This window comes from Sporosarcina sp. Y352 (assembly GCF_056786535.1).
Genome location: NZ_JBXCJE010000002.1, coordinates 412,963 through 425,580, shown reverse-complemented (window position 1 = coordinate 425,580; position 12,618 = coordinate 412,963). Strand labels below are relative to the sequence as shown.

The window sequence follows — 12,618 nt, the reverse complement described above, 5'->3', positions numbered from 1 at the left end:
ATTCAATGAATTAATTGCAGTTTTTATTCCTGCATTTTACAACTACCACAGGTTTTATAATTGATAATGCCATTGAATTTCTTACTTTCAGTTTCAAAATGGTAATCTCCCATTCCCTTGCCCTCAGCATAAAAAAACCGATTGTCCAAAGTAAAGGACAAATCGGTTATTAAACGCTGTTATTCTTTTTCAAGAAGTAGTTCTAGCTCTTCGTCTTCTTCGTCTATGTCATTTGTAATAACAACATTTTTTGCACCATCGAGTCCATATGATTCACGAATTTTGCGGGAGATTTCCGCACGGATATCCGGATTTTCCTTCAAGAACTGTTTCGAGTTCTCGCGTCCCTGCCCCATTCGTTCACCTTCGTATGAATACCATGATCCACTTTTTTGAAGTACTTCGGATTCTGCACCAAGATCGACAATTTCGCCTTCTCTTGAAATTCCTTCTCCGTACATAATATCAACTTCCGCCAATTTGAAAGGCGGTGCAACTTTATTTTTAACAACGCGAATTCGTGTTTTATTTCCCATAATATCATTGCCTTGTTTGATAGCTTCTCCACGTCGTACGTCTATCCGAACAGAAGAGTAAAACTTCAATGCGCGTCCCCCAGGTGTTACTTCCGGGCTACCGAACATAACACCCACTTTTTCACGGATTTGGTTAATAAATATGGCAATCGTGTTGGATTTATTAATAGCACCTGAAAGTTTACGTAAAGCTTGGGACATAAGACGGGCTTGCAACCCGATGTGCGAATCACCCATCTCCCCTTCAATTTCCGCTTTAGGTACGAGTGCAGCAACGGAGTCGACTACAAAAATATCGACAGCGCCACTTCGTACGAGTGCTTCAGCGATTTCAAGTGCTTGCTCTCCCGTGTCAGGCTGAGAAAGTAGCAACTCATCGATGTTGACACCCAATTTTTGTGCATAAAGCGGATCGAGCGCATGTTCAGCGTCGATAAATGCCGCTGTTCCTCCTGCAGCCTGCACTTCTGCGATGGCATGAAGGGCAACTGTCGTTTTACCCGAACTTTCAGGTCCGTATACTTCAATGATACGCCCGCGTGGATATCCACCTATACCGAGTGCAAGATCCAGTGTAAGGGAGCCTGACGAAGATGTTTCAAGTTCCAGGTTTGTTTTTTCACCCAGTTTCATAATGGATCCTTTACCGAATTGCTTTTCAATTTGTTTTAACGCAATATCTAATGCTGCTTTACGGTCGCTCAAATTATTTCCTCCCTGAAGGTGATGTTCTGTTTTTCTTACTACCCCTACTATACTCCTTTAATGAGAAATACTCAATATAAAAGCGAACATTTATTCGACTATTTTTTATAAAATGTAGTTTTAAGTGAGAATAGAGGGATAAATCGCATTTTTAAATGAGAACAGGGGCTAAACTTTAATTTTGACTTTCTTTAGCCGTGAGATATTTAATAAGATAATAGGTCGCAAATCTAGCTGCTCTGAGACGATTTACGTTTCTTGAACCCGACAAAAATAATTTGTGTGTTTCTGTAATTCCATTGGAGGAGGCGATACCAATCCAAACGGTTCCCGCTGGCTTACCATCATGTGGATCCGGACCAGCAGCACCCGTGAGTCCAATACCAATGTCTGACTTGAACTTTCGTTTAACGTTCTCTGCAAGAGAAGCCGCACATTCCGAACTCACAACGCCATATTCCTCCAATAGTGACTGCTCAACACCGAGCTGTTCCATTTTGGTTTTTTCATTGTAGACAACAATGCCGCCTTCTAGTGACGAACTGATTCCTGGTTCCATAGCGAGTTCGGACATGAATAGGCCAGTAGTCAAACTCTCCGCTGCCGCCAATGTCCAACCGTTTCGGATTAGAAGTTCAGCAGCTTTGGAAGACAATGTATCTTCATTTACCCCATAGATGAAATCGCCCACTAGAGAACGGATTTCCTCTTCTACAGGAGCAATCATTTGTAGCGCTGCATCGTTCGTTGCCGCTTTTGCAGTAATACGCAATGTCACTGCATCCGCTGTTGCTAACGGTGCAATTGTTGGGTTTGTTTGTTTTTCTAATATGGACTGGATCCGGTCCTCAAGTTCCGCTTCACCTATCCCATAAAATTTCAATACTTTAGATGTAATGACTTCATGCTTCCCTGTTAGACCTAACAAGTATGGTATTGCCTCATGCTCAAACATCGGTTCCATTTCATGTGGTGGACCTGGCAGGAGAACATAGCGTATACCCTCTTTCTCTACCGCCATTCCCGGAGCCATGCCATTCCGGTTAGTCAATACTTTAGCGCCTTTGAAGACCAATGCCTGTTTTTTATTATTCTCTGTCATTACCCGACCGCTACGTTCAAAATACTGTTGGATATGACGAAGCGCATCATCATCGCTGACAAGTGTCGTACCAATATGCTTCACTATTGTTTCTTTTGTCATGTCGTCTTTCGTCGGTCCAAGTCCCCCGGAGAAAATTAAAATATCTACTCGTTTCCTTGCAATTTCAATCACTTCATCTAAACGCTCAGGATTATCACCGACGACCGTCTGATAATGGACGTCAATGCCTATTTCGGCAAGTTTCAATGAAATGAATTTGGCATTTGTATTCGTTATTTGTCCTAACAGCAATTCAGAACCGATTGCAATTATTTCTGCTTTCATATCCATCCACCTCCTTACATTGACTCCAACAGAATTTTTCTGTTTTTATAGAAGTAGTCAAAACCTGACCAAACTGTAAACACCAATGCGATATAAAGCATAATTACACCGAAAGGAAAACCAATCGATTCGAAAAATATATTGTTCAACAATAGTGAAGTAATCGCTAGAATTTGTGCCACTGTTTTAATTTTACCAAGTTGGTTTGCCGCTACAACTTCCCCGCCACCTGCAAGGATAAGTCGTAAACCTGTCACAGCAAATTCACGGCTGATAATAATAATCACAATCCAAGAAGGTGCTGTACCAAGCTCAACGAGTATGATAAGAGCCGCTGAAACGAGTAACTTGTCTGCTAGTGGATCTAGAAATTTCCCCATATTTGTAACAAGATTGTTTTTTCTAGCGATATAACCGTCTAGCCAGTCCGTTATAGAGGCAATGATAAAAATGAGTCCGCCGATTAAATGTTCTTTCATCATTTCAGTTCCAGCCACTGCGATATCGCCCATGCCAAAATCGATAAGCATGAAAATCATGAAAACTGGAATAAGTAGGACACGTGATACTGTTATTTTGTTAGGTAAATTCATTAAGAACACTTTCCTTTCAAAGAAAATAGTCATCTGAAGTAGATGACTATCATTCTTTCGTGTATTTGATCATTATGTTTTGCGGAACAGTATCCTGTGGCGTTACACCATATTCAAGTAGTTCGCCATTCACATAGATTTCAGTTGACTTAGGACGTCCTACCCGAATTCGGACGGATTCTGTTGCCGTCACATCGAATTCAATCGTTTCCCCAGTGTTCATGATGCGTGCGGGTGTCATCCACTCTTTACCTGTATTGTCTTTAACACCTATCCAAGAACCTCCGTTTAAACGAATTTCAAGTTTGAACGCTTCAGCATTAGTAAGTTCATAAATCGACGTTTCTCCACTTGCGCTTTCAAAAGCTAGAGCCTGTTGTGTTTTTTCAGGTTCCGGTTCTTCTTCCACTGGATCTTCGTCTGTCGTATCATTTTCAACCTTAGATGGATCCGGGTTACTATTCTCCATCGTTACCGGCTGATCGGTCTCTATGATATCCACACCAGGTGAAGTATCTGATGTACCTTTAGAGAGGGTCCAGACAACAACCAAGATGAAAATGATAAACAAAGCAACGATAATTTTCGGCATAATTTCATTTAACCGGGTATTGCTTTTCAAGCCCCTTCTACGAGTTAACGTCGTTGAAGGCAACTGTCCTGCCTCATCTTCAGCCGACACGGCAGGAGAACTGTCCTTATACATAGTTAGCATTTCATCCGGGTCGAGACCCACTGCTTCTGCATATTGTTTTATAAATGCCCTTACATAAAAAGAACCGGGCATCATGCTGTAATCTTCATTTTCGATACCGGAAAGGTACCGTTTCTGTATTTTCGTGATTGACTGTAAATCTTCCAACGTAAAACCTTTATCCGTTCTCGCCTGCTTGAGACGGTCACCTAATCCAGTCACCAAAAACACCTGCCTATCAAAAATTGAATAAACCTGAACCGTCCGTCGACCCATTGCCCGACATCATATGGTTCTTCTCCATCATTTCATATGTAATTTCTTGCTCTGGATCTGTTCTCAATTCGATAATGTAATCGAAGTCCTCAATGCTATATTCAGAATGCTTAACAAACATATCCGGATGCTCTACAACTTTAATAGAAGGCATTCGCATCATCTCTCTGACGAGTTGCATATGACGCTCATCATCTGCACGGCGTGTAACAATTCCATCCAGGATGAAGATATTATCCTTCGAAAACTCATCGCCTGCCAAGTTTTTCCGAAGTGTTTGCTTTATCATTGTTGAAGATAGAAAAATCCATTTTTTGTTCGCACAGACACTAGCTGCGACAACCGATTCAGTCTTTCCTACGCGTGGCATTCCACGTATCCCGATTAACTTGTGACCTTCCTGCTTAAATATCTCCGCCATAAAGTCAACAAGAATTCCAAGATCGCTTCGCAGAAAACGGAAAGTTGTTCTTTCATCCGCATCACGCTGAATATAACGCCCGTGTCGGACCGCTAAAATATCGCGCAATTTCGGTTCACGGATTTTTATCACCTGAATGGTCTCCATCGTCTCGGCAATTTGTGCGAATCGTGCGATCTGATCATCGTCTTCGGTCCGCAGCAGCATACCACGGTGTCCGCCGTCAACTCCATTGATTGTAACAATGTTCACGCGTAGCATTCCGAGTAGTGATGATATATCCCCCAGAAGACCAGGACGGTTTACCTGAATTTCATATTCGAGATACCATTCACCCATCCGACACACTCCCCTTTGTCCATTTTTCAAACAATCTACTACTATATGACGCACAGAAAGCAATATAGTTCTATGATAGCGGATTCTAGGCATTATGAAAAGGAAAAAGAGTAAAAGAAAAAGGGGATTGTCGAACTCCCCTTAGATCAATCACGCCTCGGCGTGATTGCGTCAAAATTTTGAATTGAGCTTGAGGCCTACAGGGGGGAAGGATTGAACTGCATCCTTCCTTGTAGGTCATGCGGTAGGGAAGGATTGAACTACATCCTTCCTTGTTGCGACAGGACGTCGCGAACTTAGACTTCCTTCCTCATAACTCCCTTCAAAATCTCTGACATCCGCCGGAGGCTTTAACAAGGAGAAATGGAACTCAATTTCTCCCCATTCAGCAAGGGTTTGATCCCCCGCTGAATTGCTGACTGCGTTCGCATTCATTTCGCCACTTATAGAAGTGGATGACTTATGCTGAATGAAGTTAAATCAAATATACCAACCGCCATTTACTTTCAAAATCTCACCCGTTATATAATCCGCCTTGCCGCTCAATAGAAAATTAACTGCGTCAGCGACATTTTCTGGTGTCCCGCAACTCATTAGCGGGATCGTATCGATAATCATTTGTCGTTCGACCATTGGAATGTCAGCATTCATCCGCGTTTCAATCCATCCGGGGGCAACTGCATTCACTCTTACTCCTGAATAGGCCGCTTCTTTTGCATATGCTTTAACAAATGCATGTTGCGCACCTTTTACGGCCGAATACATCACTTCTCCCGCCGCCCCCGTATGGCCCCAAATCGAGCCAATCACAACGACATAGGATCGATCAAATGCTCGCAGTTGAGGCGATAACAGACTGATTAGCCTTGCCGGGTTTTGGACATGAACTTTCCATAAGGCATCCATGTCTCCAACAGTTGTTTCCGTTAACAATTTAAGCATGGATTGACCATTCGATACAACAACTGCACCTGCACGAGGAACTTGTTTGGCCAGTAGGTCTGCTCCGTCGATTGCACTAAAATCTGCTTGCACTATTTGAAAGTCCGCTTCCGGATAAGCCGAAATCAGTTCCGACTGAAGAAGAAGCGCTTGTGCTGTATTTTCATTGTAGTGAAGGTATAACGACCATCCTGTAGATGCCAGATTCCGACTGATTGCTCCGCCAATCCCACCGGATGCACCAAGGATGACACAGTATTTCCTGTCTGTCATTGTGCTTTGTCGGCTGGGATAATTGAATAAACAGTATGACCGCTTTCATCTGAAAACGTATGGAATGCTTCTTTCAATTTTTCAAGCGTTAATTTTTCAAGTATCGGAACAACGTCAAATAGATTCATGTTATTGAACGTGTACCGTGTAAATTGATTGGCGATAAATTCAGGTGAATTTAAAGAACGCATAAATTGGCCTATTTTTTTCTTTCTCATCCGATTAAGTTCCACATCAGTAATTGGCCACGCCTCTGCCGCATCGCGTACCGTTTTTCGAATGGCTGCTTCAAGTTCTTCTGGCTGATCAGTATCCGAACCAACCATTGCAAATCCAAATCCTTTTTCCATTGTAAAATCATAAGAGAAGGATTCATCGATAAGACCGTCTTTGTATGATTCCGTAAAGAATTCAGAAGATCTGCCAAATAGGATATCTAGAACAAGGCCTGCTGAGAGTTCTTGAATCAGCATCTCTTCCCCTTCGATGTCCGTATTGTTGCATTTCATCCCCATATTGAATTTCGGTTTAGACACATCCATTGCGAGTGTACGATTCGCTATGGCTGCCGTTTCCTTTTCAGTTGGGAAGCGGCGTTCAATTTCGGCTGGCTCATCGAATGTTTTTGAGTCTTGGTTCTTTTTGATGAATGCCATCATCTCTGCAGGATCAACAGCTCCGACAATAAACAGGACCATATTTGACGGATGATAAAAAGTTTCATAGCATTCATACAAATGTTCAGCAGTGATATCTTGAATCGTCGCGACCGTACCTGCGATGTCTATTTTTACGGGATGTTCATAGAAAAGATTCTCAATTGTACCGAAATAAAGGCGCCAATCGGGTTGATCGTCGTACATGGTAATTTCCTGTGCGATAATCCCCTTTTCCTTATCGACCGTCTGTTCAGTAAAATACGGTTCTTGAACAAAATCGAGGAGAACTTCCGTGTTGTCGTATAACTTATCTGTAGCAGAAAAAAGATACGCAGTCCTCGTGAAAGAAGTGAACGCATTGGCAGAAGCTCCATTGACACTGAACTTCTGAAATACATCTCCATCTTCTTTTTCAAACATTTTGTGTTCGAGGAAATGAGCGATACCATCCGGAACAGTTACTTCTTCCGTTTTACCACGCGGGACGAAAGCCCGGTCAATTGAACCGTATTTCGTCGTGAATGTCACGAATGTTTTTGAGAATCCCCGTTTCGGTAGAATATAGACATCCAGTCCGTTGTCGAGCGTTTCGTTATATAATGTTTCCTGCAAATTATCGAATTGAATTTTTTTCATATTAATTAGCCTCCTTGCCGGATAACAGATAGACGATTTCTAACGTAATTTCAGAAGCCATCTTTTTAATATCCTCTTTTGTTACGGATTCCCAACCGGATATAATTGTTTGCGCTGTGAAATGTTCATCAAGTTCTTTGTATTGATCAAACACTTCAATCTGCCCTCTTGCTGAATCGAATGCACTCTTAATACCGTTAGCGAGCAACGCCTTCGTCTGTTCGATTTCAAGGTCTGTAATATCTCCGGCTTGTAGTACCTTAAGTTGTTCCTTGATGAGGTTTACGGCTTTCTCTTCAAGTTCAGCATCGATTCCTGCAGTCACATAGAGAAGTCCATATTGCGAAGAATACGAACTGGAAGCATAATATGCCATGCTTTCTTTTTCACGAACATTTACGAATAACTTACTATGAGAAAATCCACCGAAAACACCATTTGTCATTTGCATTTTCGCATAGTCAGGATGATGGAAAGTCACAGGTGTACTGAATCCAAGGTGTAATTTCCCTTGCTTCATTTCCTGTTTTTCCTGCACATGTTTAACTTCATCCGATTTCACAACTGGTTGTTTTACATCCTTTTTGCGTTCATACGCTTTTCGGGCGTTGAATGTGAATGTTGTTTTTATTTTTTCTATCATTGCGTCTTCGTCGATATCACCAACAACGTAAATATCAATTTCATCTTCATTAATCATGTTTTCATACGTCTTGTAAAGATCTGCAGCTGTAATTGCATCCACATCCTTATCCGTTCCGTAGGAAGATGAAGACGCTGCGCTATTAGGCCGAAGCAGTTCGAGCATACGTTTTTGAGCATATCGCGACTTGTCATCATAAACCGAACGAATCCGATCTTTGACAGACCTCTTTTCACGGTCGACAACTGTTTCATCAAATTTCCCATCCACTGCGTTTGGGTCAAATATGACAGTTTGAATTAGGCCAAGAACTTCCTCAAGAACGCCGCCTTCAGATAAATACTCATCGTTCACACATTCTGCAGCCAGGGAGACAATATGTGTTTCTCCGCGCTTTCCTGCATCCGTGTACAATACCGTTCCATACAATTCGTCTAATGCATTTCGGAATTCAGTTTGTGTCCGGTAACGACCATTTGAATCTTCTAAAACATTTGCCAATACAGCACGAAGAGCGGATTTTTTATCATCAAGAACCGATTTCCACTTCACAGAGAAGTTGACGGTTTTGAATTGTTCTGACTTACGGATATATAATGTGACGCCTTCTTGTAGCACTACTTTTTTGAACATATGAACACCTCTGTTTTAGTTAATATGCGGAATCCTAACTTCACTATACATTCCGTGAGTCGAAAGATGCAAATATACCGGCGGAAGTATTGTCATTTACTCAAAAAAACTGCCTAGAAGTCTGTTGTAGCAGACTATCTAGGCAGTATCATTTTTATCGATTTCCTTTAATATACGGTTGTCCGCTTGCTTTTGGCGCATTCGACCTTCCGATAAAGCCTGCAAGTGCGAGAATCGTCAACGCATAAGGCAAGATGTATAAATAAACGGATGGTACATTTTCCATGAATGAAATACTAGATGAGCTGATAGCAAGTGCCTGTGCGAATCCGAAGAACAATGCAGCTCCCATCGCACCCATTGGATGCCATTTCCCAAAAATCATTGCAGCCAGTGCCATGAATCCTTGTCCATTAATCGTTGCATGACTGAAATCATTCGTCATCGTCTGTGAATAGATAGCTCCACCGATGCCCGCAAGTCCACCTGAAATGATAACTGCAATATAACGAATTTTGGTTACTTTGATTCCCATTGTATCGGCAGCCATTGGGTGTTCTCCGACGGATCGTAGACGAAGACCAAATGGTGTTTTATAAATGATGAACCAAGCTAAGAAAGCAAGTGCTATAGCGAGTATCGAAGACCCATAAATCCCTTTAAAAAAGAGTGGTCCGATAAACGGAATTTCATGTAAAATCGGAACGTTGAAGCGCGGAATACTATGCTGTATGAAATCCGTCTGTCCTTTGTCGAAAATCATTTTTACCGAGAACAAAGCAATCGCAATTCCGAGCATGTTAATAGCGACCCCTGATACGACTTGGTCAGCACGGAATGTAATCGAAGCGACTGCGTGCATAATAGAGAATATTGCAGAAACAACCATTGCGACTAGTAAAGCAATCCACGGTGTCCAAGCCCCGAATGTATCCGCATAAAACAGATTGAACAAAATACCGATAAAAGCACCCATAACCATAAGACCTTCAAGGCCAATGTTAACAACACCCGCACGTTCTGAAAATACGCCTCCGATTGCAGTGAAGATGAGAGGAGCGGCATATGAAATGGTTAACGGAATGATGAAATATAGTATCTCTAGGAAACTCATATCATTTTGCCTCCTTTTTCTTTTTCATCTTGCTCAGAAGAACTCGGATGATATAACCTGAAGCGACAAAGAATATGATTAGTGCAATAACGATGGAAACGATTTCAACAGGAACTCCTGCTTCATTCGGCATATTACCAGCACCATATTTTAATGATCCAAACAATGAAGCACCGAAAACAACACCAAGCGGCGTATTTGCCCCTAATAAAGCAACGGCAATCCCGTCAAATCCAATACCTGTAAACGCACTACGTGTCACCATATTACCGAACGTTCCAAGTGCTTCCATTGCTCCACCAAGTCCAGCAAATGCACCAGAGACTACCATCGAAAGAATAATATTCTTCTTTACGTTCATCCCTGCATACTGAGATGCATGGTCATTGAAACCGACCGACTTAAGCTCGAAGCCTGTTTTCGTTTTTTCCAAGATGAACCACATGACTACAACCATCGCAAGTGCAACGAAAATTCCATAGTGCATAGTTGAAAAATCAGTCAGATTGGATAAGAATTCCGAACGAAGTGATGCGGTAGGATGAATTTTTTCTGTCTTGTAGCCACCATCGGAAACTGCTTTTATTAACGCATTAACTGTATGAAGTGCAATATAATTCATCATAATTGTGACGATAACTTCGTGCACGTGAAGTGTTGCTTTTAATATTCCCGGTATCAGTCCCCAGAGCGCTCCTGCGAGTGCCGCCGCAAGAAGCGCAAGAGGTAAGTGGATGATTGTAGGTAATTCAAACGCCATACCCACATAAGCTGCTGCAAACCAACCTACAATTAGTTGACCCTCCACACCGATATTGAACAGTCCTGTGCGGAATGCAAAAGCAACAGCTAGACCAGCTAGTAAATAAGGGCTTATTTGACGGATTGTTTCCCCAATTGAGTACATATCTCCGAAAATACCATTCCATAATGCGATATACCCGGCAATCGGATCGTATCCGCTAAACCACATCACGACTGCTCCTACTAGCAGACCCAGTATAATTGAGATGATAGGTACCAGTATATTTACAAACCTATTCGACATGGTTATCATCACCTTCTTTCAGCTCGGAGGTAGCTTGATCCTTAGATTGGCCTGCCATCAGAAGACCTAGTTGCTGTTCAGTTGTCTCCGTGGGAATAACCGTATCGACAATTACACCATCATAAATAACTGCAATCCGATCAGAAACATTCATAACCTCATCAAGTTCAAATGAAATTAGAAGAACGGCTTTCCCATTATCACGCTGTTCGATTAATCTTTTATGGATGAATTCAATTGCTCCGACGTCAAGCCCACGTGTTGGGAGTGCAGCAATTAGTAAATCTGGATTACGAACTATTTCTCGTCCAATGATAAGTTTTTGCTGATTTCCTCCAGACAACGCACGGACTAACTCATTCTCCCCTTGCGTCCGTACGTCAAACGTTTCTATGATGTCATTCGCTTTTTCAGACACGAGTTTATAATTCATGATGCCATTTTTGGACAAAGGTTTTTTATAATACGATTGCAATGCCGCATTATAACCAACAGTGAAATCAAGGACGAGACCATGCTTGTGTCGGTCTTGAGGAATATGGCCCAAACCGATTTCAGTTATGTCACGCGGTTTTTTTCCTGTGACATCCTTTGAATCCATCAAAATTTTTCCACTTTTCACTTTTCGCAGACCTGTAATAGCCTCTATCAATTCCGATTGGCCATTGCCGTCAATTCCTGCAATACCTACAATTTCGCCTTTACGGACAGATAGATTCAAGCCTTTCACTTTTGGAATACCGCGGTAATCTTCAACAACAAGATTTTCAATGCGAAGGACTTCCTCTTTTGGATAAGACGGTCCTTTTTCAGTTTTGAATGTTACTTGACGTCCAACCATCAGTGTTGCCAACTCTTCAGGATTGGTTTCGGCAGTTATGACCGTACCAATCCCCTGTCCTTTACGAATAATCGTAACCCGATTGGACACATCCATTATTTCTTGAAGTTTGTGTGTGATGACGATAATCGACTTACCTTCACCAATCAACTTTTTCATAATTGAAATCAGTTCAGTAATTTCTTGAGGTGTTAGAGAGGCTGTCGGTTCATCGAAAATCAAGATTTCCGCCCCACGATAAAGCGTTTTTAATATTTCTACCCGCTGTTGCATACCTACTGATATGTCCTCGATTTTTGCATATGGATCCACATCAAGCCCGTAAAGCTTTGAAATCTCAGCCACTTTTTTCGCAGCGTCTTTCACATTAATCATGCCCATTTTTTTAGGTTCATTTCCCAGAATGATATTTTCAGTAACAGTGAGATTTTCAACCAACATGAAATGCTGGTGAACCATTCCTATTCCTAAACTGTTTGCGACATTGGGATCTGTAATTGCAGTCGCTTTCCCACGTACACGGATTTCTCCGCCGTCAGGTTGATAAAGGCCAAACAGCACATTCATCAATGTTGATTTCCCTGCACCATTCTCTCCTAATAAAGCATGTATTTCACCTTTTTCAAGTTGAAGAGTAATATCATCATTCGCAACAAAATTACCGAATTCCTTTCGGATATTCAGCATTTCAATAACATATTCCACTGGGTTCACTCCCTCGCATATACGTATATAAGTTTAAATTAACACAAGAAAAAATTCCTTTTACGGAATCCTTTATTCTATTAATTTAAATGGAAATCATGAAGACCGAATTGAATCGACCTTCATGATAC

Annotated in this window: 11 protein-coding genes; all 11 read right to left on the bottom strand. The window is 41.7% G+C overall.

From position 1 onward, the window contains the following. Positions 1–179: 179 nt before the first annotated feature. Positions 180–1,241, bottom strand: a complete 1,062-nt coding sequence (recA, locus tag AC1TO6_RS05025; RefSeq protein WP_482100506.1) for a recombinase RecA — start codon at positions 1,239–1,241, stop codon at positions 180–182. 175 nt (positions 1,242–1,416) lie between these two features. After that, positions 1,417–2,670 carry a competence/damage-inducible protein A gene (locus tag AC1TO6_RS05020; RefSeq protein WP_482100505.1) on the bottom strand — a complete coding sequence of 418 codons (1,254 nt, stop codon included), beginning with the start codon at positions 2,668–2,670 and terminating at the stop codon, positions 1,417–1,419. Positions 2,671–2,684: 14 nt separating this feature from the next. Then, a complete protein-coding gene (gene pgsA, locus AC1TO6_RS05015; RefSeq protein WP_482100504.1) occupies positions 2,685–3,263 on the bottom strand; it encodes a CDP-diacylglycerol--glycerol-3-phosphate 3-phosphatidyltransferase in 579 nt (192 codons plus the stop codon). Between the two features lie 49 nt (positions 3,264–3,312). Beyond that, positions 3,313–4,179, bottom strand: a complete 867-nt coding sequence (locus tag AC1TO6_RS05010; protein WP_482100503.1) for a helix-turn-helix domain-containing protein — start codon at positions 4,177–4,179, stop codon at positions 3,313–3,315. Between the two features lie 16 nt (positions 4,180–4,195). After that, positions 4,196–4,993 (bottom strand): DUF3388 domain-containing protein, encoded by a 798-nt coding sequence (locus tag AC1TO6_RS05005; protein ID WP_482100502.1) that lies wholly within the window; start codon positions 4,991–4,993, stop codon positions 4,196–4,198. 480 nt (positions 4,994–5,473) lie between these two features. Next, positions 5,474–6,208 (bottom strand): elongation factor P 5-aminopentanone reductase, encoded by a 735-nt coding sequence (gene ymfI / locus AC1TO6_RS05000; RefSeq protein ID WP_482100501.1) that lies wholly within the window; start codon positions 6,206–6,208, stop codon positions 5,474–5,476. Then, complete coding sequence (gene yfmH, locus AC1TO6_RS04995) at positions 6,205–7,503, bottom strand: EF-P 5-aminopentanol modification-associated protein YfmH (RefSeq protein ID WP_482100500.1); 1,299 nt, start codon at positions 7,501–7,503, stop codon at positions 6,205–6,207. The genes ymfI and yfmH overlap by 4 nt, the downstream gene beginning before the upstream one ends. A gap of 1 nt (position 7,504) precedes the next feature. Continuing rightward, positions 7,505–8,779 (bottom strand): EF-P 5-aminopentanol modification-associated protein YfmF, encoded by a 1,275-nt coding sequence (yfmF, locus tag AC1TO6_RS04990; protein WP_482100499.1) that lies wholly within the window; start codon positions 8,777–8,779, stop codon positions 7,505–7,507. 154 nt (positions 8,780–8,933) lie between these two features. Then, on the bottom strand, positions 8,934–9,893 hold the full coding sequence (locus AC1TO6_RS04985) for an ABC transporter permease (protein ID WP_482100498.1): 960 nt from the start codon (positions 9,891–9,893) through the stop codon (positions 8,934–8,936). Position 9,894: 1 nt separating this feature from the next. Next, the gene (locus AC1TO6_RS04980) at positions 9,895–10,941 is read right to left on the bottom strand and encodes an ABC transporter permease (protein ID WP_482100497.1); all 1,047 of its coding nucleotides are present in this window, start codon (positions 10,939–10,941) and stop codon (positions 9,895–9,897) included. After that, positions 10,931–12,487, bottom strand: coding sequence for an ABC transporter ATP-binding protein (locus tag AC1TO6_RS04975; RefSeq protein WP_482100496.1), 1,557 nt, complete (start codon positions 12,485–12,487; stop codon positions 10,931–10,933). The genes AC1TO6_RS04980 and AC1TO6_RS04975 overlap by 11 nt, the downstream gene beginning before the upstream one ends. Between the last annotated feature and the right edge of the window lie 131 nt (positions 12,488–12,618).